Source organism: Serratia sp. FS14 (genome assembly GCF_000695995.1).
GTDB classification, from domain to species: domain Bacteria; phylum Pseudomonadota; class Gammaproteobacteria; order Enterobacterales; family Enterobacteriaceae; genus Serratia; species Serratia nematodiphila.
Genome location: NZ_CP005927.1, coordinates 2,522,774 through 2,547,964, shown reverse-complemented (window position 1 = coordinate 2,547,964; position 25,191 = coordinate 2,522,774). Strand labels below are relative to the sequence as shown.

Sequence of the window (25,191 nt, the reverse complement as noted above, 5' to 3'; positions counted from 1 at the left end):
CGTTCAGACTGCATTACAGAGTAAGAAAAATAAATAATTAACGGCGCCAACTTCGTGTTATCACTCAATGAATTTAATAAATTCAATCAGTAAGATTTTTACTTTAAATAATAATCCTATAACCACATAAACAATGCTTAAGCTGAAATATAAAGTAAAGCTAATGTAAATATGCCATTTTCTTAGTGTGGTGCGCTAACCGGCAACCCGCTATCAGACAACTCCGGTATTATCGTTCCTTTACAGTTTATTGAAGCCCATTCTCACTTTCGGCTTATCATTTCACTGCTACCGGCCGCGATCGCCGGCACGTCTCGTTTATCGACACGCAATTTAACAGAATAAAACCCTAGTAAAATTATAGTTCATGAAATTATGAACCACAAAATAACTTTACCTTTGCTTATCATAACTAAAATCCCCCTTTACGACATGCATTTGCACCAAAGGCGTGCAAAACCCTTCAAAAGCAACTACGCCAGGAGTACATTGGGCGGGTTGCGGCGTCCCACGGTAGGAGCGCCCCTATCCCAGCAAAAGGCTCAACTTTTTATGTCCCCCATTGAGAAATCCAGCAAACTGGACAACGTCTGCTATGACATTCGCGGCCCGGTGCTTAAAGAAGCTAAACGTCTTGAAGAAGAAGGCAACAAAGTCCTGAAACTGAACATCGGCAACCCTGCCCCGTTCGGTTTCGACGCCCCGGACGAAATCCTGGTCGACGTGATCCGCAATCTGCCCACGGCGCAAGGTTACTCCGACTCCAAGGGCCTCTTCTCGGCGCGTAAAGCGATCATGCAGCACTATCAGGCGCGCAACATGCGTGACGTGACCGTTGAGGATATCTACATTGGCAACGGCGTCTCCGAGCTGATCGTTCAATCCATGCAGGCGCTGCTCAACAGCGGCGACGAAATGCTGGTGCCGGCGCCGGACTATCCGCTGTGGACCGCCGCGGTCTCGCTGTCCGGCGGCAAGGCCGTACATTACCTGTGCGATGAGCAGGCCGGCTGGTTCCCGGATCTGGACGACATCATCAGCAAGATCACCCCGCGCACCCGCGGCATCGTGATCATCAACCCGAACAACCCGACCGGCGCGGTGTACAGTAAAGCGCTGCTGGAGCAGATCGTCGAGATCGCCCGCCAACACAACCTGATCATCTTCGCCGACGAAATCTACGACAAGATCCTGTATGACGAAGCGGAGCATCATTCGATCGCTGCGCTGGCGCCGGATCTGTTGACCGTGACCTTCAACGGCCTGTCGAAAACCTACCGCGTGGCGGGCTTCCGTCAGGGCTGGATGGTGCTGAACGGGCCGAAGAAGCACGCCAAAGGCTATATCGAAGGGCTGGAGATGCTGGCTTCGATGCGCCTGTGCGCCAACGTGCCGATGCAGCACGCCATTCAGACCGCGCTGGGCGGTTATCAAAGCATCAGCGAATTCATTCAGCCCGGCGGCCGTCTGTACGAACAGCGCAACCGCACCTGGGAACTGCTCAACGACATTCCGGGCGTCTCATGCGTGAAGCCGCAGGGCGCGCTGTATATGTTCCCGCGCATCGATGCCAAACGCTTCAATATCCATGACGACCAGAAACTGGTGCTGGATCTGCTGCTGCAGGAAAAAGTGCTGCTGGTGCAGGGGACCGCATTCAACTGGCCCTACCCGGATCACGTGCGTATCGTCACCCTGCCGCGCGTAGACGAGCTGGAAATGGCGGTCGGCAAGCTGGGCCGCTTCCTTGAAGGCTACCATCAGTAATCGCCTGGGGCGCAGCGCCTTGCTGCGCCCTTCTCTCATTGCCCGGTTGCAAAATTCGCCGTCACTGCTTCACAATGGGGCCCTCACTTGCCGTTAAAGAGAGCACCATGAGCCAGAGCCATTTCTTCGCCCATCTGTCCCGCCTGAAACTGATCAACCGCTGGCCACTGATGCGCAACGTGCGTACCGAGAACGTCTCCGAACACAGTCTGCAGGTGGCCTTTGTCGCCCACGCATTGGCGGTGATCAAGAACCGCAAATTCAACGGCAACCTCAACGCCGATCGCGTTGCCCTGCTGGCGATGTACCACGACGCCAGCGAAGTGATCACCGGCGACATGCCGACGCCGATCAAGTACTACAATCCGCAGATCGCCCATGAGTACAAGAAGATCGAAAAGATCGCCCAGCAAAAGCTGCTGGACATGATCCCCGCAGAGCTGCGCAACGACTTCCGCACCATTCTCGATGAGCACTACTACAGCGAAGATGAAAAACAGGTGGTAAAGCAGGCGGACGCATTGTGCGCCTACCTGAAATGCCTGGAGGAGCTGTCTGCCGGCAACAACGAATTCACCCTGGCCAAGGCGCGGCTGGATAAAACCCTGGAGCAGCGCCGCAGCCCGGAAATGGACTACTTCATGGAGGTATTCATTCCCAGTTTCAGCCTGTCATTGGACGAAATCAGCCTCGACAGCTCGCTGTAACCCCGCCGGCGCAGCCTCGCTGCGCCGTTAAAAACCGTAGAGCCACGGCACCACAATCACGCTGACCGCCATCACCAACAGGGTGAACGGCACGCCGAGCCGCACGAAATCGCCGAACTTGTAATTGCCCGGCCCCAGCACCAGCGTATTGACCGGTGAAGAGACCGGCGTCATAAAGGCGGCGGACGCGGCGACGGCGATAATCATCGCGAACGGGTATGGCGATACCCCCATTTCGCGCGCGGCGGCGATGGCGATCGGCGCCATCAGCACCGCCGTCGCGGTGTTGGAAATAAACAGGCCGATGGTGGCACACAAGACGAACAGGCACAGCAGCATCACGCGCGGCCCCGCGCCGCCGGCGACGTCCATCAGCCCGCTGACGATCAGATCCACCCCGCCGGTCTTTTGCAGCGCCTGCGCGAACGGCATCATGCCGACGATCAAAATAATGCTCGGCCAATGGATCGATTTATAGGCGCTCTCCATATCAATACAGCGGAACTTGCCCATCAGCAAACAGGCGATCAGCGCCGCGATTGGGTTGGGGATTTCGTCGGTCAGCATCATCGCCACCATCAGCGCCAGACAAAACAGCGCGTGCGGCGCCTGCGTGATGGCCGGTGCCACTTCGTCCACCTCGGCCGGCAGATTGAGCACGATAAAGTCGTGGGTTTTGGCCTGCAGCTGACGAATCGCCTTCCAGTCGCCGATCACCAGCAAGATGTCGCCCAGTTCCAGCGGCTCGTCCACCAATTTGCCGCCCAGCGTCTCGCCGTGGCGGCGGATACCCACCACGTTCAGATCGTAGCGGCTGCGGAACGCCGCTTCGCGCAGGCTTTTACCCAGCAGCGCCGAGTCCGGGATCAGCGAGACCTCCGCCATGCCGACGTTGCGCGACTGTTCAGAGAAGTAATCACCGCGCAGCACCATCGGCTCCAGCCGCTGTTCGCCGCAGAATTCGCGCAGATCGACCTGGCTGTCCGACATGTCGATCAAGAGGACGTCGCCCTCGCGCAGTTCGGTGCTGCCGGAGGCGCTGACCATCACCCGCCGGAAGCGTTTCCAGCGCTCGATGCCCACCACGTTGGCGCCATAGCACGCACGCAGGTGCAGCTCGTCCAGCGAACGCCCGATCAGCGGCGAAGCGCTGCGGACAGCCAGCCGCCGCGCACGGCCGGTCAGCTTATAATCGCGGATAAGGTCACGGAAGGAGCGGCGCTGCCAGTCGTCGCCGGCTTTGCCCGTGTCACTGCTGCCCAGCCAACGGCGGGCGATCAGCATGTAGCCAACGCCCAGCGCCAGCACCACCAGGCCGATAGGCGTCACGCTGAAGAAACCGAAACCATGGATGCCTTCGCGCACCAGTTCGCTGTTGACCACCATGTTGGGCGGCGTGGCCACCAGCGTCATCATGCCGCTGATAAGCCCGGCGAAACTGAGCGGCATCATCAGCCGCCCCGGCGCGATCTTCATTCTCGCCGTCACGCTGAGCACCACCGGGATAAAGATCGCCACCACGCCGGTCGAGCTCATAAATGCCCCCAGCCCGGCGACCGTCACCATCAGCAGCATCAACATTTTGGTTTCGCTGCTGCCGGCGACTTTGACCAGCCAGTCGCCCACCTGATAAGCCACGCCAGTGCGCACCAGCCCTTCGCCGATCACGAACAGCGCGGCGATCAAAATCACGTTGGGATCGCTGAAACCGACCGTCGCCTCCTGTAGGCTGAGCGTGCCGCTCAGCACGAAAGCGATGATCACCAACAGCGCCACCACGTCCATACGCAGCTTGTTGGTGGTAAACAGCACGATGGCAATCAGCAGTAAACTCAGCACCCACAGTAATTCGCTGTTCAAAACGGCCTCATCCGGCAAATGTCCAAGGGCCTAAAAAATAGCATAAAAAACCCCGCCGAGGCGGGGTCTAATCAATTAGGGTGAAGATAATGCCACTCAGGCCAGCCGGCGAACGATCGCGCCCTGCGCCGTTTTATCGACGGCGATCTGCGCCAGCGAATCCAGCCGCAGGTCGACCTGCTCCAGCTTCGGTGCATCGGCCGGGGCGTTGACCGCAATCACCTGGCAACCCGCCGCCAGGCCGGAGAGAATGCCGGCCGGTGCGTCTTCGACCACCACGCACTCGTGCGGCGCCAGCCCCAGGCGCTCGGCGCCCAGCAGATAGGCGTCGGGCTGCGGCTTGCCATGTTTAACCTGCTCAGCGGTGATGAACACCGCCGGCTGCGGCAAGCCGCCGGCCTGGCGGCGGGCGCTCGCCACCGGCACCGAACCGGAGGTGACGATCGCCCAAGGGATGCCGAGCGCGTTCAAGCGCTCCAGCAATGCAATGGCGCCCGGCAGCGCGCGAACGCCGTCGGTATCCTGCGCTTCCACCTGCTCCAGCAATTGGAATTCACGCTGAATTTCCGCTTCGCTTTCACCCGGCATAAAGTGGCGCAGAGAAGTAATGGCCTGTTTACCGTGAATGAAGTCCAGCACCGCTTGCGGATCGACGCTGCGGCGCTCGGCCCAGTGCGTCCAGGCGCGCTCTACCGCCGGCAGCGAATCCACCAGGGTGCCATCAAGATCGAACAGAAAACCCTTACACTCCACAGAAAACCTCTTCTTAATCAAGCATTGATGATTTGCGCTATCTCAACGGCGCTCAAGTGATACTGGCGCGGGCAGGCCTGCCAAATCGCCAGCATACGCTGATATTTTTCCCACATTTTGGTCTGGGCGTTAAAACCGTGGCTGCCGGAATCAAAGTGAGTATAGCGCCCCTCGGTGCTGACCAGGAAACGTACGTAACTCAGGTAGCGCGCCTCGGTCGCGGCATCGAAACCGAGAAACGCCAGGCGGCGCTCGTCCAGATCCTGCTTCTCTTTCAGGTTGCCCCAGGAAACCTGCAGCGCATGATGCATCTCCATCACGTTGATGATGGTGCGGCACACCTCTTCGCTCAGTTCGCCGAAGTCGCGATCCAGCTCGCGCATTTGCAAACCGAAGCCGCGTTCGACGATGGTTTGCAACCGGCGATAACGATCGCCGTTGTCCGGATCGAGCAGGGTCATCATCTTGTACTGATTCGACAGGATCAGCCGCTGGGCGTTGGTCATTTCCATCAGGATTTCCTCATTTCTGTGTGATGGCGGGAGCATCGCACAGCGCAAGAACGCAGGAAATCACAACTCGACCGTTCTTTGATTTAAACCGGGGTTATTGGCGCTTAGACGAAAAAGGCCGCACAGCGCGGCCTTTTTTCATTTACAGATCGTCGAGGAAGGTTTTGTCCAGCTGCTTGAAGGCGCGCTTGAGCAAATCAGCCAACGTCTGATAGGTCGGCGTGCCTTCGAGCGGCGCCACCGCCTGTCCGGCTTCCGTCAGCTTGTTGCGCACCTCATGGAACCATTGCAGCAGCGTCGGCGGCAGCGGCGTGACCGAACGGCGCCCCAGCCACCACAAGCCCTGCATCGGCAGGCTGCAAGCGAACAGCGCGGTGGCGATCGCCGGGCCGAGCTGGCCGCCGAGCGCGATCTGCCAGGTCAGCGTGAAAATCGCCAACGGCGGCATGAAACGAATAGCGAAACGGGTGGCACGCGCAACGCGGTTCTCCGGAAAGACCGGTGCCAGACGTTTGTCTGACGGCCAGGTTTTCATATAATGCTGCCCGCGCTGGAAGACCTGAAACCAGCTTACGGAACCGGACGGTTTGCTCGTCATTGCGTACCTCAACGTCACGTAAAGAAACTAAAAGCGTGCTGCCAGAGACCATACTAAAAAATTTGAAGCTTTAAATTTATTTTGTGTTTGCACCGGGCTATCGGTATCCTAAGCCGGCCTTGTGGCCGGTAGAAGATGACGTAAATTTTGTCAACTTTTAGCCCTATAAAAATCAAGATTATTTAAACCGCAGAGAAATCATCGGTTTTTCCATCATCCTGTGATTTGTGCACTTCACATGATGTTAATCATAAATGTCATCGGCACTATGCGCTACGCTTGTTGTCTGATTGACGATTAATTCACCACGTGTGTTCGATTTTCTTTTAACAACACGACTATTTAAGTAGGTACTTCCATGTCGAGTAAGCTAGTACTGGTTCTTAACTGCGGCAGTTCTTCTCTGAAATTCGCCATCATCGATGCCGTTAACGGCGACGAATTCCTCTCCGGTTTGGCCGAGTGTTTCCACCTGCCTGAAGCTCGCATCAAGTGGAAAATGGACGGCGCCAAACACGAAGCTGCCCTGGGGGCCGGCGCTGCACACAGCGAAGCGCTGAACTTCATTGTTAATACTATTCTGGCACAAAAACCAGAGCTTTCTGCGCAGCTGACCGCCATCGGCCACCGCATCGTGCACGGCGGCGAGAAGTTCACCGCCTCCGCCGTGATCAACGACGAAGTTCTGCAGGGTATCAAAGATTCCGTGCCGTTTGCACCACTGCACAACCCAGCTCACCTGATCGGCATCGCGGAAGCGCTGAAATCCTTCCCTCACCTGGCTGACAAGAACGTTGCCGTGTTCGACACCGCGTTCCACCAGACCATGCCGGAAGAATCTTACCTGTACGCCCTGCCGTACAGCCTGTACCGCGACCACGGCGTTCGCCGCTACGGCGCACACGGCACCAGCCACTTCTACGTGACTCAGGAAGCCGCGAAGATGCTGAACAAGCCGGTGGAAGAAGTGAACGTGATCACTTGCCACCTGGGCAACGGCGGTTCCGTCACCGCAGTGCGCAACGGCCAATGCGTTGACACCTCCATGGGTCTGACCCCGCTGGAAGGCCTGGTAATGGGCACCCGCAGCGGTGACATCGATCCGGCTATCATCTTCCACCTGCACGATTCTCTGGGCATGAGCGTTGATCAGATCAACAAGATGCTGACCAAAGAATCCGGCCTGCTGGGCCTGACCGAAGTCACCAGCGACTGCCGTTACGTTGAAGACAACTACGACAGCAAAGCCGACGCCAAACGCGCCATGGACGTGTTCTGCCACCGTCTGGCCAAATACGTCGGCGCCTACAGCGCGCTGATGGAAGGCCGTCTGGACGCGGTGATCTTCACCGGCGGCATCGGCGAGAACGCCGGCATGGTGCGTGAGCTGACCCTGAACAAACTGGGCCTGCTGGGCTTCGAAATCGATCACGACCGCAACATGGCCGCTCGCTTCGGCAAATCCGGCGCCATCACCAAAGACGGCAGCCGCCTGGCGCTGGTGATCCCGACCAACGAAGAGTTGGTCATCGCGCAGGACGCATCCCGCCTGACCGCGTAATGCTCTCAAAACACCGTCAGCCCAGGCTGACGGTGTTGTTTTAGCCTCATGTTAATCGTGAAGAGGACTATTCTGTGTCACGTACTATTATGTTGATCCCCACCGGCACCAGCGTCGGCCTGACCAGCGTCAGCCTGGGTGTCATCCGCTCCATGGAGCAAAAAGGCGTTCGTCTGAGCGTGTTCAAGCCTATCGCTCAACCGCGCACCGGCGACAACGCACTCGACCAGACCACCACCATCATCCGCAGCAGCAACTCCACCATTACGGCGGCCGAACCGCTGCGCATGGACTACGTTGAGGGCCTGCTGAGCTCCAACCAGCAAGACGTGCTGATGGAAGAGATCGTGGCGCGCTACCACGAGAACACCAAAGACGCGGAAGTGGTGCTGATCGAAGGCCTGGTGCCGACCCGCAAACACCAGTTCGCCAACGCGCTGAACTACGAGATCGCCAAAACCCTGAACGCCGAGATCGTCTTCGTGCTGGCGCTGGGCAACGACTCCCCGGCGCAGCTGAAAGAGCGCATCGAACTGGCGCGCACCAGCTTCGGCGGCAGCAAGAACAAAAACATCACCGGCGTGATCATCAACAAGCTGAACGCACCGGTCGACGATCAGGGCCGCACCCGTCCTGACCTGTCCGAAATCTTCGACGACTCCACCAAGGCCAGCATCGCCCACGTCGATCCTGCGCAGCTGTTCGCCAACAGCCCGCTGCCGGTTCTGGGCTGCGTGCCGTGGAGCTTCGATCTGATCGCCACCCGCGCCATCGACATGGCTCGCCACCTGAAGGCCCGCGTGGTCAACGAAGGCGACATCATGACCCGCCGCGTGAAGTCCGTGACCTTCTGTGCGCGCAGCATTCCGCACATGCTGGAACACTTCCGCCCAGGCTCCCTGCTGGTGACCTCCGCAGACCGTCCTGACGTACTGGTCTCCGCCTGCCTGGCGGCGATGAACGGCGTGGAAATCGGCGCTATCCTGCTGACCGGCGGCTACGCCATCGACGAGCCGATCAAGAAGCTGTGCGAACGCGCCTTCCAGACCGGCCTGCCGGTGTTCATGGTCGACACCAACACCTGGCAGACCTCGCTGAGCCTGCAGAGCTTCAACCTCGAAGTGCCGGCGGACGACCACCAGCGCATCGAGAAAGTGCAGAACTACGTGGCCAGCCACATCAGCACCGAGTGGATCGATTCGCTGACCGCCACCTCCGAGCGTTCACGCCGCCTGTCTCCACCGGCGTTCCGTTACGAGCTGACCGAACTGGCGCGTAAAGCCGGCAAGCGCATCGTGCTGCCGGAAGGCGACGAGCCGCGCACCGTGAAAGCGGCGGCCATCTGTGCCGAACGCGGCATCGCGGAATGCGTGCTGCTCGGCAACCCGGACGAGATCCAGCGCGTCGCGGCGGCGCAAGGCGTTGAGCTGGGCAAAGGCATCGAAATCGTCGATCCGGTCGCCGTGCGTGAAAACTACGTGCCGCGTCTGGTTGAGCTGCGCAAGAGCAAGGGCATGACCGAAGTGGTCGCGCGCGAGCAGCTGGAAGACAACGTGGTGCTCGGCACCCTGATGCTGGAACAAGGCGAAGTCGACGGTCTGGTCTCCGGCGCGGTTCACACCACCGCCAACACCATCCGTCCGCCGTTGCAGCTGATCAAAACCGCGCCGGGCAGCTCGCTGGTGTCCTCCGTGTTCTTCATGCTGCTGCCTGACCAGGTACTGGTCTACGGCGACTGCGCGATCAACCCGGATCCGACCGCCGAGCAGCTGTCTGAAATCGCCATCCAGTCTGCGGATTCCGCCGCCGCCTTCGGCATCGAGCCGCGCGTAGCGATGATCTCCTACTCCACCGGCAACTCCGGTGCGGGCAGCGACGTCGAGAAAGTGCGCGAAGCGACCCGTCTGGCGCAGGAAAAACGCCCGGACCTGATCATCGACGGCCCGCTGCAGTACGACGCCGCCATCATGGCCGACGTTGCCAAATCCAAGGCGCCGAACTCACCGGTGGCCGGCCAGGCGACCGTGTTCATCTTCCCGGATCTGAACACCGGCAACACCACCTACAAAGCGGTACAGCGTTCCGCTGACCTGGTCTCCATCGGGCCGATGCTGCAAGGCATGCGCAAACCGGTGAACGACCTGTCGCGCGGCGCACTGGTTGACGATATCGTCTACACCGTTGCGCTGACGGCGATCCAGTCTTCCCAGGCTGACGCTGCCGCCGCCAAGGCCTGATATTCCTCAGGTTGAGCGATAAAAAAGCGCCGGTCATTGACCGGCGCTTTTCTTTTGCGTTTCCTAACGCGCCAGCAACTGCCCGGCGGCCTCCAGAATATGTTCGGCGGTCAGACCATACTCCTGCTGTAAAAACGCCTGGGTGCCCACCTGGCCGTAACGCTCCTTCACCCCCACGCGCCGCATCGGCGTCGGGCACTCCTCCGCCAACACCTCCGCCACCGCCGATCCCAGCCCGTTATGAATGCTGTGGTTTTCACAGGTGACGATGCGTCCGGTCTTGGCCGCGTAGGTTTTGATCAGTTCACGGTCGATAGGCTTGAGGGTGAACATATCGATCACCGCCGCGCTGACACCCTGCCGCGCCAGCATCTCCGCCGCCTTCAGCGCCTCCGCCACCATGATGCCGTTGGCGATCAGCGTGATATCGTCACCGTCGCGCAGCAGGTTGCCCTTGCCGATGGTAAAGCGCGAGCCCTCCTGGTAGATGCGCGTCGCCTGCTTGCGGATGGTGCGCACCCAATAGAAGCCGCGCAGATCCATCAGCTGGCGCAGAACGTCGGCGAACATGGTGGCGTCGGTCACCTCCAGCACCACCGAATGCGCCAGCCCGCGCACGATGCCCATGTCTTCGAACGACATGTGGGTGCCGCCGTTGTGGCAGGCGCTCACCCCCGCGTCGGAGGCGATCACCTTGACGTTGTTGCGCTGGTAATCCAGCGACATGAACAGCTGATCGAAACAGCGGCGGCTGGCGAAGGCGGTAAAGGTGTGCACGAACGGCACCCGGCCGGTGAGCGACAGCCCGGCGGCGACGCCGATCACGTTGGCCTCCATGATGCCGCAGTTGATCACGTGCTGCGGGTGATCCTGGTGCACGCCGTCCATCGCCATCGAGCTCATCAAATCCGCCTCCAGCGCGATGATCGGCGCGCCCGCTTCAATCTGCCGCCGCACCGCGCCGGCGTAGACTTTGCGCATTTCGACGGTGTCGTTTTCCAACTGCGTCACTACGTTAAACATGGGCGGCCTCCAGTTCGGCGATGGCTTTTTCGATCTCCAACTGCACGTCCGGCGTCAGGCGCAGGTGGTGTGAGTTCGACAGTTTTTCCAGATAGGTCACGCCCTGTCCCTTGATGCTGTCGAGCACGATCGCCAGCGGCCGCTGTTCACCGCCGCGCGCCGGCGCTACCGCCGCCAGCAGCGCCGCGATGTCGTCACCCTTGACAGTCTGCACCTCAAAGCCGAAGGCGCGGAACTTGGCGGCCAGATCGAACGGTTGGATCACCTCGTCCAGCGCGCCGTCCAGCTGTTGCTTGTTGTAATCGATGAACAGCGTCAGGTTGTTCAGGTTGTGGTGGGCGATAAACTGGAATGCCTCCCAGCACTGTCCTTCATTCAGCTCCCCGTCGCCGAGAATGCTGAACACCCGATTGCGCCGCCCCGCCAGCCGATGGGATAACGCCATGCCGGCGGCGATCGACACGCCCTGCCCCAGTGAGCCGGTGGTGGCGTCCACGCCGCGCGTGCGCAGCCGGTCCGGGTGGCTCGGCAGGCGCGTGCCGTTCTGGTTGAGGGTTTGCAACTCCGCCAGCGGGAAGTAGCCCTTGATCGCCAGCGTGCTGTACAACGCCGGGCCGGCGTGCCCTTTCGACAGCACAAAGTCATCGCGTTCCGGCCAGTCCGGATCCGCCGGATCGATGCGCATCACGCCGCCGTACAGCACCGCCAGCGTCTCCACCACCGACATGCAGCCGCCATAGTGGCCGAAGCCCAGCCCGGTCAGCGCTTTCAGCGTTTCCAGGCGGATCGCGCGCGCCAGGGCACGCAGCTCTTCAATTTCCGTTTCGCTCGTTGTGTCGTTCATCAGTCTGCCCTCGTTATTTCTCGACGCGGTCAGCGGCCGGCGCGCCTTTGCGTTTTCCCAGGAAGTTATGCGCCACCAACAGCGCGAACACGGCGACGATCGCCAACATGATCATCTCCTTCGACATAAAGCGCGCCATATTGCCCAGCAGGATGCCGATCGCGCCGAAGTCGGCGTCGGAGAAGGTGGTGTTGGCAAAACCAAGCGCCCCCAACACCGGCAGCAGCAGCACCGGCAGGAAGGTGATCAGCAGCCCGTTGGCAAAGGCGCCCAGCATCGCGCCGCGCCGCCCGCCGGTCGCGTTGCCGAACACCCCGGCGGTAGCGCCGGTGAAGAAATGCGGCACCACGCCGGGCAGGATCAGCACCATCTTCAGTTGCCCCAGCAGGAACAGCCCGGCCAACCCGCCAAGGAAGCTGAACAGGAAGCCGATCAGCACCGCGTTGGGGGCATAGGGATACACCACCGGGCAATCCAACGCCGGCCGCGCGTTAGGCACCAGTTTTTCCGAGAAGCCGGTGAACGCCGGCACGATCTCCGCCAGAATCAAGCGCACGCCCTGCAGAATGATGAACACCCCGGCGGCGAAGGTGATGGCCTGGATAATCGAATACACCAGGTAGTTCTGGCCGCCGCTGAGTTCGCTTTCCACATAGGCCCGCCCGGCGCAGATCGCCAGGATCAGGTAGATGACGATCATGGTCATCGAGATCGAAATGGAACTGTCGCGCAGGAAGCTGAGATTTTTCGGCAGGTTCATCTCCTCGGTTGAGCGCGAATTTTTGCCCACCTTCGAGCCGATCCAACCGGACAGCACATAGCCCAGGGTGCCAAAGTGGCCGAAAGCGATATCGTCGTTGCCGGTGATGCGGCGCATATAGCGCTGGGCAATCGCCGGGAAGAACGCCATCACCAGCCCCAGGGTCAACGCGCCGGTAAACACCAGCTGCACGCCCTCGAAGCCTGCCACCGTCAGGATGATGCCGATCATGCAGGCCATGTAGAAGGTGTGGTGGCCGGTGAGGAAGATGTATTTCAGCCGGGTGAAGCGCGCCACCACGATGTTTGCCACCATGCCAAACGCCATGATCAAGGCGGTGGAAGCGCCGTATTTCTCCAGCGCGATAGAGACGATGGCTTCGTTGTTCGGAATGATGCCCTGAATATTAAACGCGTGTTCGAACATGCCGCCCAACGGATTGAGCGACCCGACCAATACCGTGGCGCCGCCGCCCAACACGATAAAGCCGAGAATGGTTTTTACCGTGCCTTTCACCACGTCGGAAAAGGATTTCTTTTGCGCCAGCAAACCGATCAGCGCAATAAGCCCGACCAGCACCGAAGGCACCTTTAATATATCCACCACAAACTTGAGCGTTTCCTGGATAAACATATCCACCTCGCCAATCGTTTTATTCAGAGGATTGAGTGGGCTTCGAAGTAAGCGCGCAGCTTGGCTTCCAGCTCATTGATGTCGATGATGTTGCTGATCACCACCAGCTGCTCGGCCGGCACGCTGGCGCTGTCGGCAATATCTTTTGCCATCACGAACACGTCGGCCGCGCCGGGAGTGGCGGACGACAGATCGGAGTGTTCAACCTCGGCCTCCACCCCCATCTTTTTCAGCACCTTTTTAATGTTCATTTCCACCATAAAGCTGCTGCCGAGACCTGAACCGCAAATCGCCATGATTTTCATGATATCCACCTGTTGAATTTAGCGTGTAGGGTAGCGCCGCCGGTCATATTCCCGGCGTTGTTAGCATTAATAATGTTCCTGGTGATTAAACGTTAATAGCGGGCGATAATATCCTCGATTTGCTGTTTATCTTTGGCGTGAAATAACGCCTCCATGGCCTGGTTATCGGAAAATAATTCCGCCAGTTGCGAAATCAATTCGATGTGGCTGTTGCCGTCGGGTGCGGAAAGCATCACCACCACCTGAACCGGATCGTTATCCGCGGAATGAAAGTTCACCCCCTGATGGATCTTCAACAGCGATAACCCCAGCGCGTTGGCGCCCAGCTCTGGCCGGGCGTGTGGCATGGCGATGCCCGGCGCCAGGACGAAGTAAGGGCCGAGCTTCTCCTGCTGATGAAAGATGGCCGTCAGGTAATTCGGCGTAATCACACCGTCTTGCAGCAGCGGCTGCGCGCTCAGCGTTACCGCCTGGCGCCAGTCCTCCACCCGTTCGCACAGCTGTATATGATCGGCGGTCAGCCACTCTTTCAGCACGTTATCCTCCCGAGAGTCGATGATTACGGCCGGTGATTAATTCACCGGCGACGGTAAAACTTTAATCAACCCCTCCTGGCCACACAGTGATGGACATCACAAAGATAGCGCTACCAAAGCGCTATCATGCAGATCTGTGATAGCGCTATCAAAACGCCGTGCTGCGGTATGACGTTAACCACAATTTTTTCTCGCTCTTTCGGGTAACGGGGTAGAATGTGCCGCATACGGGGATCGTCGAAGCCGCGCCGTCGGCTTCCCACCCTCACCATTTTTATGCGCCGCGCGCGCATTTCAGTCGGGATTTGGCATGTCGATCGGTAAAAAACGACGCAGCACGGGCAGGGTGACGTTGGCTGATGTAGCGCAGCTGGCGGGCGTCGGCACCATGACGGTGTCGCGCGCGCTGCGCACGCCGGAGCAGGTTTCAGACAAACTGCGCGAGAAGATTGAAGCCGCGGTGAGCGAGTTGGGGTATCTGCCCAACCTGGCCGCCAGTTCGCTGGCGTCGGCCTCCTCTTACACCATCGCCATGGTGGTGCCCAGCCTGTCCGAATCCGGCTGCGCCGAGATGTTCGCCGGCCTGCAGAAAGTGCTGCAGCCCGCCGGCTATCACATCATGCTGGCGGAGTCGCAGCACCACCTGGAACGCGAGGAGAAACTGCTGGAGACCCTGCTCTCTTACAACCTGGCGGCGGCGGTGCTGCTCAGCGTCGAGCATTCGCAAAATGCCCGCAACGCGTTGATCGCCGCCAACATTCCGGTGGTGGAGATCGGCGCCGTGCGCGCCGATCCGATCGACATGAGCATCGGCATCGATTACGTGGCGGCCATGTATCAGCTGACGCAAACGGTGATCGCCAGCGGCTATCAGAATATCGGGCTGCTGTGCGCCAATCAGGAACAGTGGATTTTCCAGCAGCACCTGCAGGGCTGGCACAAGGCGTTGCTGCGCAACCATATGTCGCCGCATCGGGTGATCAACGCCGCACAGCCCGCCAGCTTCAGCACCGGCGCGCAGCAGCTGCCGGAATTTTTGCTGGCCTGGCCGGAGCTGGACGCGCTGGTGTGTGCCTCGGACGAACTGGCGGGCGGCGCGCTGTATGAATGCCAGCGGCGGCGCATCAAGGTGCCGGACAATCTGGCGGTGGTGGGGTTCGGCAACAGCGAGTTCAGCCGGGTGTGCCAGCCGCCGCTGACCACCATGACCATTCCGCATCGCGATATCGGCATTCAGGCCGGCCAGGCGCTGCTGGCGCGGCTGAACGAGCAACCCTGGCAGCCGGCAGGTTCCCTGCCCGCCACGCTGTGCCGCCGTGACAGCTGCTGAATCCACAGCATAAAAAAAAGCCGGTCGATGACCGGCTTTCTCACGCGTTGGCGTCTCAGTGGTTGTCGAGCGGCTTACCGTAATCCTGCTCGTTGTTGCGCGTCAGCCACAGCGACAGCGCCTTCAGCGAATCCGGGGTAAATTCGTCGCAGCGCGCGGTGATCTCTTCCGGCGTCAGCCAGCACACTTCAGCCACTTCTTCTTCCTGCAGCGCGAACGGGCCGTGCGACACACAGCTGAACAGCGCGCCCCACACCCGGCACTGCTCTTCTTCGAAGTAGAACAGACCGTGTTCGGCGAAAGGCACGCCGGCGATGCCCAGCTCCTCTTCCGCCTCGCGGCGCGCCGAGTCCAGCACGTTTTCACCGCTTTGCACTACGCCGCCCGCCGTCGCGTCCAGCCAGCCCGGGTAGAAGTCCTTGATCTCGGTGCGACGCTGCACCAGAATTTTTCCCATCCCATCATGCACCACAATATAGGTAGCACGATGACGCAGCCGCTCCGCCCGCATCTGTTGACGACTGGATTGCGCAATCACCTCGTTTTGCTCGTCGACGATATCAACCCATTCGGTATCTGCAGCCTGACCCTGTTCCGCCATCCTCTAAAACCTTCTATTTTGGCGCGATGCATCCCGCGCGCTGGTTAATCAATGAGTGTTTTTCAAAGATTTTTATTGTGTGTGTATAAATTAGTGCGTTTAGCGTGTTAACGCCACCTCCGCGACGACCTTGCCGTCGTCGAGCGCCAGCACGCGCAAAGTGCCCCGATCCAACATGCCGTAGCTGGCCGGAAAGCCCCCTTTCGGGATGCTGACCGAGCCCGGATTGAAGCAATAGATCTCACCCTGCCGCTCCGCCTGCGGCAGATGCGTATGGCCGTAGGCCAGGACGTCACCGCGGGATAACGGCGGCAGTGCCGAGGGATGATAAAGGTGACCGTGGGTCAAAAACAATCGTCTTTTTTGCAGTAAAACCTGTTGCCAGGGCGCCTCGATAGGGAACGTCAGCAGCATCTGATCGACCTCGCTGTCGCAATTGCCGCGAACGGCGATGATCTTGTCGCTATAGCGATTCAATCGTTCGGCAACCTGAGCGGGCTGATACCCGGCCGGCAGCGCGTTGCGCGGGCCGTGATTCAGCAAATCGCCCAGAAGAATCAGCCAGTCGGCGCCCTGTTGTGCGAACAATTCCAGCACGCGTTCGGTAGCCGGCAGCGATCCGTGGATATCCGAGGCGAACATCAGCTTCATAACCTTGTCCTATAGAGGGAAATAAGCGCCATTTTACCGCGCCGGCGCCGTGCGGCAAACCGCCGCCCGCCCCGGTGTAGAATTGTGATCCAACTGCGCAGATAGCATCGGACGAATCCCACATAGCCTGCTATCCTTAGCTGCTATTGTTGGATCTCTGATATACCTTTGTGCGCGGCGAAGACCGCAGCAACGTGTAATGAATTACAGATCACCTTACCGCAGGAGGCAACATGATTGACCTGTATTACGCGCCTACTCCCAATGGTCACAAGATCACCTTGTTTCTGGAAGAGGTCGGCTTGCCCTACCGTATCCATCGCGTAAACATCAGCGCCGGCGAGCAGTTCAAACCGGACTTTCTGAGCATTTCTCCCAACAACAAAATCCCGGCGATTGTCGATCAGCAACCGGTGGACGGCGGCGCGCCAATCAGCCTGTTCGAGTCCGGGGAAATCCTGCTGTATCTGGCGGAGAAGACCGGCAAGCTGCTGAGCAAGGGCCTGCGCGAACGCGCCGCCACCCTGCAGTGGCTGTTCTGGCAGGTGGCCGGGTTCGGGCCGATGCTCGGGCAGAATCACCACTTTAACCACTACGCGCCGCAGCCGGTGCCTTACGCCATCGAGCGTTACCATCTGGAAACCAAACGGCTGTACGGCGTGCTGGACGCTGAACTGCAAAAACACCCGTACCTGGGCGGCGATAACTACAGCATCGCCGATATCGCCACTTACCCGTGGGTGGTGTCGCATCCGCGCCAGCGCATCGATCTGGCAGATTACCCGGCGGTGCGCAACTGGTTCGAGCGCATCAGCAACCGCCCGGCGACCGAGCGCGCCTACAAACTGGCCGAACAAGCCTAAGCGCCTCCTCCGACTCCCCGTCGGCCGGGGAGTCACATCGTCCTCACGTTATCATTTCCTTACTTTCCGTGTATTCTGAACGCTAATAATCAGACCTATGGAGAATCTCTGATGTCTTTCAGTCAACCCGACGCCGTTATTCGCATTAAAAATCTGCGGCTGCGCACGTTCATCGGTATCAAGGAAGAGGAAATCAACAACCGGCAGGACGTTCTGATCAACGTGGTGATCCACTACCCGGCGGACAAGGCGCGCAACAGCGAAGACATCGCCGACGCGCTCAACTACCGCACCATCACCAAAGCGATCATCCGCCATGTGGAAGATAACCGTTTCGCGTTGCTGGAAAAATTAACGCAGGATGTGCTCGACATCGTAAAAGAACACGCCTGGGTAACCTATGCTGAAGTGGAGATAGATAAACTTCTGGCTCTGCGCTACGCCGATTCGGTCTCCATGACCATGAGCTACCGCCGGGGCTAACTCAGGGAGGTAGACCATGCGGATCCTGATCACCGGCGCAACGGGATTGATAGGCAGCAGCCTGACGGCAAGACTGCTGGCGCTTTCTCACCACATTACGGTACTGACCCGCGACGAGCGGCGCGCCCGAGCCAGGCTCGGCGATCGGCCGAGCTATTGGCGAACGCTGGACGACCGGCAGTCGCTGGATGACTTCGACGCGGTGATCAACCTGGCCGGCGAACCTATCGCCGACAAGCGCTGGAGCGCGCAGCAGAAAGAGCGCCTGTGCCGCAGCCGCTGGGATCTGACCGAACGCCTGGCGCAGCTGATCAAGGCCGGCAGCACGCCGCCCGGCGTGCTGATTTCCGGTTCCGCCGTCGGCTACTACGGCGATCAGGGGCAGGCGGTGGTCACCGAAGAGGAGCCGCCGCACGACGAATTCACCCACCAGCTGTGCCAGCGCTGGGAAACGCTGGCGCTGCAGGCGCAGAGCGACGCCACCCGCGTCTGCCTGCTGCGCACCGGCGTGGTGCTGGCGCCACAGGGCGGCGCGCTGGCCAAAATGCTGCCACCGTTCCGCTTCGGACTGGGCGGCCCGATCGGCGACGGCCGCCAATATCTGCCGTGGATCCATCTCGACGACATGGTCAACGGCATTATTTATCTGCTGGATCACGCCACGCTGACCGGCCCGTTCAACATGGTCGCCCCCTACCCGGTGCATAACGAACAGTTCGCCGCCCAATTGGCCAACGTGCTCGATCGCCCGGCGTTTCTGCGGGTGCCGGCGTTCGTCATGCGTTTGTTGATGGGGGAAGCGGCGGTGCTGGTGCTCGGCGGCCAGCGGGCGGTGCCGAAACGGCTGGAAGAGGCCGGTTTCCACTTCCGTTATCTGGAGCTGGAACAGGCGTTGGATGACGTTGTCAATCAGCGGGCCGAAGCCCGCTGATCTGAGGTTACTTCAACGCGCCGGACAGGAACTGCTGCAGGCGCGGGCTTTTGGGGTTGCCGAACAGCTCGGCCGGCGGCCCCTGCTCTTCGATCAACCCTTTGTGCAGGAAGATCACGAGGTTCGAAACGTGGCGCGCAAATTCCATTTCGTGCGTCACCACCACCATGGTTTTCCCCTCCTCCGCCAGCTTCTGCATGATGCGCAGCACCTCGCCCACCAGCTCGGGATCCAGCGCCGACGTCGGTTCGTCAAACAGCAGCACCTCCGGCTCCATCGCCAATGCGCGGGCAATAGAGACGCGCTGCTGCTGGCCGCCCGACAGGTGCACCGGGTACTTGCCGCGCGCCCGCTCGTCGATGCCCACTTTATCCAGGTAGCGCACCGCGCGCTCGTGCGCGTCGGCCTTGCTCAGCCCCAGCACCTGCACCGGCGCCTCCATCACGTTCTCCAGCACCGTCATGTGGCTCCACAGGTTAAAATGCTGGAACACCATGGTCAGGCGGGTGCGCAGCAGCTGCAGCTGCTTCTTGTCGAATACCTTCAGCTGGCCGTCCTTGTCGCGCACCATGCGAATATCTTCGTTGTTCAGACTGATCGAACCTTCGCTCGGCTTCTCAAGGAAGTTGATGCAGCGCAGAAAGGTGCTTTTGCCGGAGCCGGAGGAGCCGATGATGCTGATCACATCCCCGGCGTTGGCCGCCAGCGAGACGCCCTTCAGCACTTCGTGGTCGCCATAGCGTTTGTGCAGTTCCGTGACGGCTAATTTATTCTCAGACATGGTTTTCTTCCCGTCATTTATCAGTGACTAACGTGTGCCATCCAGCGTTTCTCAGCTTTGCGGAACAGGCTGATTAACACGTAGGAGATGATCAGATACAGCACCGCCGCGATGCCGAAGGCGTAGAACGGCTGATAGGTCGCGGCGTTGATGTCGCGCGCGATCTTCAGCAGATCCGGCACGGTGGCGGTAAACGCCAGCGCGGTGGAATGCAGCATCAGGATCACCTCGTTGCTGTAAGCCGGCAGCGCGGTGCGCAGCGCCGAAGGCAAAATGATGCAGCGATACATCTTGAAGCGCGAGAAACCGTAGGCGTTGGCGGCCTCGATTTCACCGTGCGGCACCGAGCGGATCGCCCCGGCGAAGATCTCGGTGGTATAAGCGCAGGTGTTGAGCGTCAGCGCCAGGATGGTGCAGTTGAGCCCGCTGCGGAAAAACGCATTGAGAAACTCGCTGCCGCGCACGATCTCGAGGCTGTACATGCCGGAGTAGAACACCAGCAGCTGCACGTACAGCGGCGTACCGCGAAACACATAGGTGTAGAGCCACACCGGGAAACGCACCCAGCGCAGGGAAGACACGCGCGCCACCGCCATCGGGATCGCCAGCAGCCCGCCCATCACCACTGAAGCGATCAGCAGCCACAGCGTGATCGCCACGCCGGTAAAGCGGTAGCCGTCGCTCCACAGCAGCGACTGCCAGTACTGTTGCAGGATATCGATCATAGCTCGGCCCTCTTGACGCCCAGTGAGTAACGCCGTTCAAGCCACAGCAGCACGCCGTTGGAAACGGTAGTGAAGACCAGATACACCACGCCGGCCACGATGGCGAAGAAGAACGGCTGATAGGTGCCTTTCCCCGCCAGCTGCGTGGCTTTGACCACGTCGTTCAGGCCGAGAATCGACACCAGCGCCGTCGCCTTCAGGATCACCTGCCAGTTGTTGCCGATGCCCGGCAGGGCAAAACGCATCATCGCCGGGAACAGAATGCGCCGGAAGATCTGCGCGCCGCTGAAGCCATAGGCTGTCGCCGCTTCGATCTGCCCTTTCGGCACCGCCAGATAAGCGCCGCGGAAGGTCTCGGTAAAATAAGCGCCGTAGATAAAGCCGAGGGTTATGATGCCGGCGCCGAGCGGATCGATATCGATCTGCGCGAAGCCCAGCAGCGTAGTGATATTGTTCAGCGCGATTTGCAGACCATAAAAGATCAGCAGCATCAGCACCAGATCGGGCACGCCGCGGATCAGCGTGGTATAGGCGCCGAACAGGCCGGAGATAAAGGGGTTATGAGACAGTTTGCCACCGGCGCCGATCAGGCCGATCACCACCGCCAGCAGCACGGAACTGAGGGCCAGCTCCAGCGTCACCAGAGCCCCCTCGAAAATCAGTTGGGAATAGCCTTGCAGCATCTACTTCACCCTGTGGTCTAGGATCCGAACCATCGGGGCCGGCACGCCGGCCCCACAGTCACAGCATGGAACGGTAAGCGGATTACCCGCCGTAGACGTCAAAGTCGAAGTACTTTTTCGCGTATTTGTCGTAGGTGCCGTCTTTGCGCATCTCGGCGAAAGCTTTGTCCAGCGCCGCCTTCAGCTCGGTATCGGTCTTGCGCAGCCCCATGCCGGTGCCGACGCCGAAGAACTTGTCATCCTTCACCGATTCGCCGGCGAACGCATAGTCTTTGCCCGGCGGCTGTTTCAGGAAGCCGTCGCTGCCCGCCACTTCATCCTGGAAGGCGGCGTCGATACGCCCGGAAGCCAAATCGGCGTAAACCAGATCCTGGTTCTGGTAAGGCACGACGGTGATGCCCTTCGGCTGCCACATGGCGTTGGCGTAGGCTTCCTGGGTAGTGCCCTGCAACACGCCCACGCTCTTGCCTTTCAGGGCGTCCACGGTAGGCAACAGCTTGGATCCTTTCGGCGCGATCAGACGCGCGTTGGCGGCATACAGCTTGTCGGTAAAGGCGATTTCCTGCTGGCGTTTTTCGGTGATGGACAGCGAAGAGATGATGGCGTCGATTTTCTTCGCCTTGAGGGATGGGATCAGCGCGTCGAAGTCGCTCTCCACGAAGGTGCATTGGGTATTGATGCGTTTGCACAGCTCTTTGGCCAAATCGATGTCAAAGCCAACCAATTCGCCTTTGGCGTTTTTGGATTCAAACGGTGCGTAAGTCGGATCGGTGCCAATCTTCAGCGTGGAAGGAATGGCGGCAAAGGCGCTGCTGGCGGCGCTCAAAGCCAGAACTAACGGCAAAATCAAAACCCGCTTTTTCATAAATTACCCTCAAATTGATTTTTTTTGATGCCACTACGGGCATTACTTTTCCCCACCAAATCAATTTGCAGTAATCGTGCCACATTAGGTGCTACGGGCGGAGGGAACGGCTCCGGCCTTCACAATACTGTTTCCTAGGACGATAACCGCAAAATTAAATCGGCCGCTCGGGGCCGCGCCACTGGCAGCCGCGATAAGGCGGCGCCATGAAACAGTGAACGTGATGAAGTGGGATCATTATGGTGCATGCGCCGCCCTAATTCAGTGCGGTGTTGCACAAATGTACCAATTTGGGGATGAAAATGTTAATCAGCGCCCTGCCAGCGGGTGAACAGATCGGCCGGCAGTTCGATATCAAACTGATCGATCACCCGATTGACGGTCTGATCGATGATGTCTTCCACGCTTTTCGGCTGGTGGTAAAACGCCGGCACCGGCGGCATGATCACCGCCCCCATCTCCGCCGCCTGCGTCATCAGCCGCAGGTGCCCAAGGTGCAGCGGCGTTTCCCGCACGCACAGCACCAAACGGCGGCGCTCTTTGAGCACCACGTCGGCGGCGCGGGTCAGCAGCCCGTCGCTGTAGCTGTTGACGATGCCGGACAGGGTTTTGATCGAGCATGGCAGGATCGCCATACCCAGGGTTTTGAAAGAGCCGGAGGAGATGGCGGCGGCGATATCGCGCGCATCGTGCACCACGTCGGCCAGCGCCTGCACTTCACGCAGGCTGTACGGCGTTTCCAGCGCCAGCGTCTGCCGTGCAGCGTTGCTCATCACCAGATGGGTTTCCACCTCTGCGACGTCGCGCAAAACCTGTAACAGGCGCACGCCGTAGATCGCGCCGCTGGCGCCGGAAATGCCGATGATGAGTCGTTTCATGAAGAATGGCCTCTGCCGTAAAAAAGTAAAAATAAGATCAGGCAGACTTTGCCGCAATGGCGAGGGATAAGCAAGTTCACAGGAGCAAGGCGCACCGCCGCAGACGCGGCGATGCCCCCTGATGGATCAACGCGGCCGGTTAGCCTTCGTTGTGCAGTTCCAGATTTTCCGCTTCGGTTTGCCCTCGCAGCGCCTTGGCGTCGTCGCTGCGCAGCGACTCCAGGTATTCCAGATAGCTTTGATCGACGTCTTTGGTCACGTAGATGCCGTTGAATACCGAGCATTCGAACTGGGTGATGTCCGGGTTCTCTTCGCGCACCGCTTCGATCAGATCGTCCAGGTCCTGGAAGATCAGCCCGTCGGCGCCGATGATCTGGCGGATTTCATCCACTTCACGCCCGTGGGCGATCAGTTCGTTGGCGCTCGGCATGTCGATGCCGTAGACGTTAGGGAAACGCACTTCCGGCGCGGCGGAAGCCAGATAGACGCGCTTGGCGCCCGCTTCGCGCGCCATTTCGACGATCTGCTCCGAAGTGGTGCCGCGCACGATGGAGTCATCCACCAGCAGCACGTTCTTGTCGCGGAATTCGGCGCGGTTGGCGTTCAGCTTGCGACGCACCGACTGACGACGCGCCTGCTGGCCCGGCATGATAAAGGTGCGGCCGACGTAGCGGTTCTTCACAAAGCCCTGGCGGTAGGGCTTCTCGAGAATACGCGCGATCTCCAGCGCGATGTCGCAGGAGGTTTCCGGGATCGGGATCACCACGTCGATGTCCAGATCTTCCCATTCGCGGGCAATCTTCTCACCCAGCTTCTGGCCCATGCGCACGCGGGCGCTGTAGACCGAGATCTTGTCCATAAAGGAGTCCGGGCGCGCGAAATAGACGTATTCGAACAGGCACGGGTTGGTTTTCGGGTTCTCTGCGCACTGGCGGGTGAACAGCTGGCCCTTGGTGGTGATGTACACCGCTTCGCCCGGCGCCACGTCGCGCAGGAACTCAAAGCCCAGGGTATCCAGCGCCACGCTCTCGGAAGCCACCATGTACTCGCTGCGGCCATCCTCCAGCGTGCGCTTGCCGATCACCAGCGGGCGAATGCCGTTCGGATCGCGGAACGCCAGCAGGCCATGGCCGATGATCATCGCCACGCAGGCGTAAGCGCCGCGCAGTTGCTGATGCATGGCGGCGACCGCGGTAAAAATGTTGTCGGCCTCCAGCGGGTAGTGCGGGAAGCGATCCAGCTCGCTGGCCAGCACGTTCAGCAGGATTTCCGAGTCGGAGGTGGTGTTGACATGGCGGCGGCCGCTTTCGAACAGCTTTTGGCGCAGCTCATGGGCGTTGGTCAGGTTGCCGTTGTGGGCCAGCGTAATGCCGAACGGCGAGTTGACGTAGAAAGGCTGGGCCTCAGAGGCGCTCGAGCTGCCGGCCGTCGGGTAACGCACATGGCCAATGCCCATGTTGCCCTGCAAGCGTTGCATATGGCGCGCCTCAAACACATCTTTCACCAGGCCGTTGGCTTTACGCAAACGGAACCCGTTGTGGGCGTCAATGGTGACGATGCCTGCGGCATCCTGGCCACGGTGCTGAAGCACCGTCAGCGCATCATAAATCGACTGGTTTACCGGCATGAAACCGGCGATACCGACAATACCGCACATGTTGTCTTTTCCTCATCAGCGCTACCGCCCCGGCAATTGGGTCGGCAAGAAACTCGACGTGCTCTGCAGGTAGTCAAAGAACCACCTGATGACGTAACTGAACTGGGGAATGAGCTGCGACTGTTTCCAGTCGGCACTCTGTGAAAAGCCGGTAAAGGTATCCAGGAAGAACAGGATCGCTGAGACGATCAATACTCCGCGCAGCGCGCCGAAGCAGATGCCCAACACCCGGTCGGTGCCCGACAACCCGGTTTTCTCTACCAGTGAGCTAATCACATAGTTAACAATAGCCCCTACGATCAAGGTCGCGATGAACAAAATCGCGATCGCGATGCCGTTTCGCACCAGTTCATCTTCAAAACGAGTGAAATAGACCGCAAGGTAAGAGTAGAAATGGCTGGCAACAAAAAACGCACATCCCCATGTCACAAGTGACAATGCTTCGCGAACAAACCCTCGGATCAGGCTCACCAGAGCCGAAAATCCAATCACCGCTATAATGACGTAATCAATCCAGACCATGAACTATTCCAATGATGAATCGCCCCTGCATCCAATTCGCGGCGAATTCTAACAGAAAAAGAAAACGTTTGCGTAGGGGATTTCCTACCACGTTACAAATAAAAAGCGGCGATCAAAAAATTCCC

The 25,191-nt window shown here is 59.5% G+C and carries 26 protein-coding genes; 8 read left to right on the top strand and 18 right to left on the bottom strand.

The window, feature by feature from the left end:
* The first annotated feature begins 552 nt into the window (after positions 1-552).
* Complete coding sequence (locus L085_RS11595) at positions 553-1,767, top strand: pyridoxal phosphate-dependent aminotransferase (protein WP_004936047.1); 1,215 nt, start codon at positions 553-555, stop codon at positions 1,765-1,767.
* Positions 1,768-1,874: 107 nt separating this feature from the next.
* Entirely contained in the window at positions 1,875-2,474 is a 600-nt protein-coding gene (gene yfbR, locus L085_RS11590) for a 5'-deoxynucleotidase (protein ID WP_015378582.1), read from the top strand.
* Between the two features lie 27 nt (positions 2,475-2,501).
* Here the strand turns inward: yfbR and L085_RS11585 are convergent, their stop codons facing one another.
* The 4 genes from L085_RS11585 to yfbV all read right to left on the bottom strand — a co-directional run bounded on the left by L085_RS11585 (position 2,502) and on the right by yfbV (position 6,197).
* On the bottom strand, positions 2,502-4,352 hold the full coding sequence (locus L085_RS11585; RefSeq protein ID WP_071841625.1) for an SLC13 family permease: 1,851 nt from the start codon (positions 4,350-4,352) through the stop codon (positions 2,502-2,504).
* Positions 4,353-4,430: 78 nt separating this feature from the next.
* Positions 4,431-5,087, bottom strand: coding sequence for a sugar phosphatase (locus tag L085_RS11580; RefSeq protein ID WP_044030795.1), 657 nt, complete (start codon positions 5,085-5,087; stop codon positions 4,431-4,433).
* Between the two features lie 17 nt (positions 5,088-5,104).
* Positions 5,105-5,599 carry a YfbU family protein gene (locus L085_RS11575; protein WP_004936059.1) on the bottom strand — a complete coding sequence of 165 codons (495 nt, stop codon included), beginning with the start codon at positions 5,597-5,599 and terminating at the stop codon, positions 5,105-5,107.
* A gap of 142 nt (positions 5,600-5,741) precedes the next feature.
* A complete protein-coding gene (yfbV, locus tag L085_RS11570; RefSeq protein WP_004936061.1) occupies positions 5,742-6,197 on the bottom strand; it encodes a terminus macrodomain insulation protein YfbV in 456 nt (151 codons plus the stop codon).
* Positions 6,198-6,555: 358 nt separating this feature from the next.
* On the opposite strand from yfbV, the gene ackA reads away from it, so the two are divergent.
* Both ackA and pta read left to right on the top strand, forming a co-directional pair.
* Positions 6,556-7,758, top strand: coding sequence for an acetate kinase (gene ackA, locus L085_RS11565; RefSeq protein WP_004936063.1), 1,203 nt, complete (start codon positions 6,556-6,558; stop codon positions 7,756-7,758).
* Positions 7,759-7,832: 74 nt separating this feature from the next.
* Positions 7,833-9,995, top strand: coding sequence for a phosphate acetyltransferase (gene pta / locus L085_RS11560; RefSeq protein ID WP_031300545.1), 2,163 nt, complete (start codon positions 7,833-7,835; stop codon positions 9,993-9,995).
* A 63-nt stretch (positions 9,996-10,058) separates the two neighbouring features.
* Here pta and L085_RS11555 read toward each other — a convergent pair whose 3' ends face one another.
* The 5 genes from L085_RS11555 to L085_RS11535 form a co-directional block, all read right to left on the bottom strand.
* A complete protein-coding gene (locus L085_RS11555; RefSeq protein ID WP_033632504.1) occupies positions 10,059-11,018 on the bottom strand; it encodes a transketolase family protein in 960 nt (319 codons plus the stop codon).
* Positions 11,011-11,862, bottom strand: a complete 852-nt coding sequence (locus L085_RS11550) for a transketolase (protein ID WP_044030794.1) — start codon at positions 11,860-11,862, stop codon at positions 11,011-11,013. The genes L085_RS11555 and L085_RS11550 overlap by 8 nt, the downstream gene beginning before the upstream one ends.
* A 13-nt stretch (positions 11,863-11,875) precedes the next feature.
* Positions 11,876-13,255: a PTS ascorbate transporter subunit IIC gene (locus tag L085_RS11545; protein WP_004936074.1), complete on the bottom strand. Its 1,380-nt coding sequence runs from the start codon at positions 13,253-13,255 to the stop codon at positions 11,876-11,878.
* Positions 13,256-13,278: 23 nt separating this feature from the next.
* Positions 13,279-13,560 (bottom strand): PTS sugar transporter subunit IIB, encoded by a 282-nt coding sequence (locus L085_RS11540; RefSeq protein WP_015378585.1) that lies wholly within the window; start codon positions 13,558-13,560, stop codon positions 13,279-13,281.
* A 92-nt stretch (positions 13,561-13,652) separates the two neighbouring features.
* A complete protein-coding gene (locus L085_RS11535; RefSeq protein ID WP_044030793.1) occupies positions 13,653-14,096 on the bottom strand; it encodes a PTS sugar transporter subunit IIA in 444 nt (147 codons plus the stop codon).
* Positions 14,097-14,406: 310 nt separating this feature from the next.
* Between L085_RS11535 and L085_RS11530 the strand changes: the two genes are divergently transcribed.
* On the top strand, positions 14,407-15,426 hold the full coding sequence (locus L085_RS11530; protein WP_004936083.1) for a LacI family DNA-binding transcriptional regulator: 1,020 nt from the start codon (positions 14,407-14,409) through the stop codon (positions 15,424-15,426).
* A 55-nt stretch (positions 15,427-15,481) separates the two neighbouring features.
* Here L085_RS11530 and yfcD read toward each other — a convergent pair whose 3' ends face one another.
* Together yfcD and yfcE are read right to left on the bottom strand one after the other, a co-directional pair.
* A complete protein-coding gene (gene yfcD / locus L085_RS11525; RefSeq protein ID WP_004936086.1) occupies positions 15,482-16,027 on the bottom strand; it encodes an NUDIX hydrolase YfcD in 546 nt (181 codons plus the stop codon).
* A gap of 99 nt (positions 16,028-16,126) precedes the next feature.
* Positions 16,127-16,678 (bottom strand): phosphodiesterase, encoded by a 552-nt coding sequence (gene yfcE, locus L085_RS11520; protein ID WP_021505564.1) that lies wholly within the window; start codon positions 16,676-16,678, stop codon positions 16,127-16,129.
* A gap of 233 nt (positions 16,679-16,911) precedes the next feature.
* Here yfcE and yfcG point away from each other — a divergent pair, with 233 nt between their 5' ends.
* The 3 genes from yfcG to L085_RS11505 all read left to right on the top strand — a co-directional run bounded on the left by yfcG (position 16,912) and on the right by L085_RS11505 (position 18,955).
* Positions 16,912-17,541, top strand: coding sequence for a GSH-dependent disulfide bond oxidoreductase (gene yfcG / locus L085_RS11515; RefSeq protein ID WP_004936091.1), 630 nt, complete (start codon positions 16,912-16,914; stop codon positions 17,539-17,541).
* A 111-nt stretch (positions 17,542-17,652) separates the two neighbouring features.
* A complete protein-coding gene (folX, locus tag L085_RS11510) occupies positions 17,653-18,024 on the top strand; it encodes a dihydroneopterin triphosphate 2'-epimerase (protein ID WP_004936094.1) in 372 nt (123 codons plus the stop codon).
* A gap of 16 nt (positions 18,025-18,040) precedes the next feature.
* The gene (locus tag L085_RS11505) at positions 18,041-18,955 is read left to right on the top strand and encodes a TIGR01777 family oxidoreductase (protein ID WP_044030792.1); all 915 of its coding nucleotides are present in this window, start codon (positions 18,041-18,043) and stop codon (positions 18,953-18,955) included.
* 7 nt (positions 18,956-18,962) lie between these two features.
* Here L085_RS11505 and hisP read toward each other — a convergent pair whose 3' ends face one another.
* From hisP to cvpA, 7 genes are all read right to left on the bottom strand, one after another.
* Complete coding sequence (gene hisP, locus L085_RS11500) at positions 18,963-19,736, bottom strand: histidine ABC transporter ATP-binding protein HisP (RefSeq protein ID WP_044030791.1); 774 nt, start codon at positions 19,734-19,736, stop codon at positions 18,963-18,965.
* Between the two features lie 20 nt (positions 19,737-19,756).
* Positions 19,757-20,461, bottom strand: coding sequence for an ABC transporter permease (locus L085_RS11495; protein ID WP_015378589.1), 705 nt, complete (start codon positions 20,459-20,461; stop codon positions 19,757-19,759).
* A complete protein-coding gene (locus L085_RS11490) occupies positions 20,458-21,144 on the bottom strand; it encodes a histidine ABC transporter permease HisQ (protein ID WP_015378590.1) in 687 nt (228 codons plus the stop codon). The genes L085_RS11495 and L085_RS11490 overlap by 4 nt, the downstream gene beginning before the upstream one ends.
* 82 nt (positions 21,145-21,226) lie before the next feature.
* Entirely contained in the window at positions 21,227-22,009 is a 783-nt protein-coding gene (gene hisJ / locus L085_RS11485; RefSeq protein ID WP_004936109.1) for a histidine ABC transporter substrate-binding protein HisJ, read from the bottom strand.
* 305 nt (positions 22,010-22,314) lie between these two features.
* Positions 22,315-22,887, bottom strand: coding sequence for a UbiX family flavin prenyltransferase (locus tag L085_RS11480; RefSeq protein WP_004936112.1), 573 nt, complete (start codon positions 22,885-22,887; stop codon positions 22,315-22,317).
* A gap of 139 nt (positions 22,888-23,026) precedes the next feature.
* Entirely contained in the window at positions 23,027-24,544 is a 1,518-nt protein-coding gene (gene purF / locus L085_RS11475; protein ID WP_004936117.1) for an amidophosphoribosyltransferase, read from the bottom strand.
* Positions 24,545-24,565: 21 nt separating this feature from the next.
* A complete protein-coding gene (cvpA, locus tag L085_RS11470; protein ID WP_044030790.1) occupies positions 24,566-25,066 on the bottom strand; it encodes a colicin V production protein in 501 nt (166 codons plus the stop codon).
* Positions 25,067-25,191 lie beyond the last annotated feature (125 nt).

What these genes read in the sequence shown, in the direction of transcription:
- L085_RS11595 (WP_004936047.1), top strand. Translation starts at nt 553, where the DNA reads ATGTCCCCCATTGAGAAATCCAGCAAACTGGACAACGTCTGCTATGAC.
- yfbR (WP_015378582.1), top strand. Translation starts at nt 1,875, where the DNA reads ATGAGCCAGAGCCATTTCTTCGCCCATCTGTCCCGCCTGAAACTGATC.
- L085_RS11575 (WP_004936059.1), bottom strand. Translation starts at nt 5,599, where the DNA reads ATGGAAATGACCAACGCCCAGCGGCTGATCCTGTCGAATCAGTACAAG.
- yfbV (WP_004936061.1), bottom strand. Translation starts at nt 6,197, where the DNA reads ATGACGAGCAAACCGTCCGGTTCCGTAAGCTGGTTTCAGGTCTTCCAG.
- ackA (WP_004936063.1), top strand. Translation starts at nt 6,556, where the DNA reads ATGTCGAGTAAGCTAGTACTGGTTCTTAACTGCGGCAGTTCTTCTCTG.
- L085_RS11555 (WP_033632504.1), bottom strand. Translation starts at nt 11,018, where the DNA reads ATGTTTAACGTAGTGACGCAGTTGGAAAACGACACCGTCGAAATGCGC.
- L085_RS11550 (WP_044030794.1), bottom strand. Translation starts at nt 11,862, where the DNA reads ATGAACGACACAACGAGCGAAACGGAAATTGAAGAGCTGCGTGCCCTG.
- L085_RS11545 (WP_004936074.1), bottom strand. Translation starts at nt 13,255, where the DNA reads ATGTTTATCCAGGAAACGCTCAAGTTTGTGGTGGATATATTAAAGGTG.
- L085_RS11540 (WP_015378585.1), bottom strand. Translation starts at nt 13,560, where the DNA reads ATGAAAATCATGGCGATTTGCGGTTCAGGTCTCGGCAGCAGCTTTATG.
- L085_RS11530 (WP_004936083.1), top strand. Translation starts at nt 14,407, where the DNA reads ATGTCGATCGGTAAAAAACGACGCAGCACGGGCAGGGTGACGTTGGCT.
- yfcD (WP_004936086.1), bottom strand. Translation starts at nt 16,027, where the DNA reads ATGGCGGAACAGGGTCAGGCTGCAGATACCGAATGGGTTGATATCGTC.
- yfcE (WP_021505564.1), bottom strand. Translation starts at nt 16,678, where the DNA reads ATGAAGCTGATGTTCGCCTCGGATATCCACGGATCGCTGCCGGCTACC.
- yfcG (WP_004936091.1), top strand. Translation starts at nt 16,912, where the DNA reads ATGATTGACCTGTATTACGCGCCTACTCCCAATGGTCACAAGATCACC.
- folX (WP_004936094.1), top strand. Translation starts at nt 17,653, where the DNA reads ATGTCTTTCAGTCAACCCGACGCCGTTATTCGCATTAAAAATCTGCGG.
- L085_RS11505 (WP_044030792.1), top strand. Translation starts at nt 18,041, where the DNA reads ATGCGGATCCTGATCACCGGCGCAACGGGATTGATAGGCAGCAGCCTG.
- hisP (WP_044030791.1), bottom strand. Translation starts at nt 19,736, where the DNA reads ATGTCTGAGAATAAATTAGCCGTCACGGAACTGCACAAACGCTATGGC.
- L085_RS11495 (WP_015378589.1), bottom strand. Translation starts at nt 20,461, where the DNA reads ATGATCGATATCCTGCAACAGTACTGGCAGTCGCTGCTGTGGAGCGAC.
- L085_RS11490 (WP_015378590.1), bottom strand. Translation starts at nt 21,144, where the DNA reads ATGCTGCAAGGCTATTCCCAACTGATTTTCGAGGGGGCTCTGGTGACG.
- hisJ (WP_004936109.1), bottom strand. Translation starts at nt 22,009, where the DNA reads ATGAAAAAGCGGGTTTTGATTTTGCCGTTAGTTCTGGCTTTGAGCGCC.
- L085_RS11480 (WP_004936112.1), bottom strand. Translation starts at nt 22,887, where the DNA reads ATGAAACGACTCATCATCGGCATTTCCGGCGCCAGCGGCGCGATCTAC.
- purF (WP_004936117.1), bottom strand. Translation starts at nt 24,544, where the DNA reads ATGTGCGGTATTGTCGGTATCGCCGGTTTCATGCCGGTAAACCAGTCG.
- cvpA (WP_044030790.1), bottom strand. Translation starts at nt 25,066, where the DNA reads ATGGTCTGGATTGATTACGTCATTATAGCGGTGATTGGATTTTCGGCT.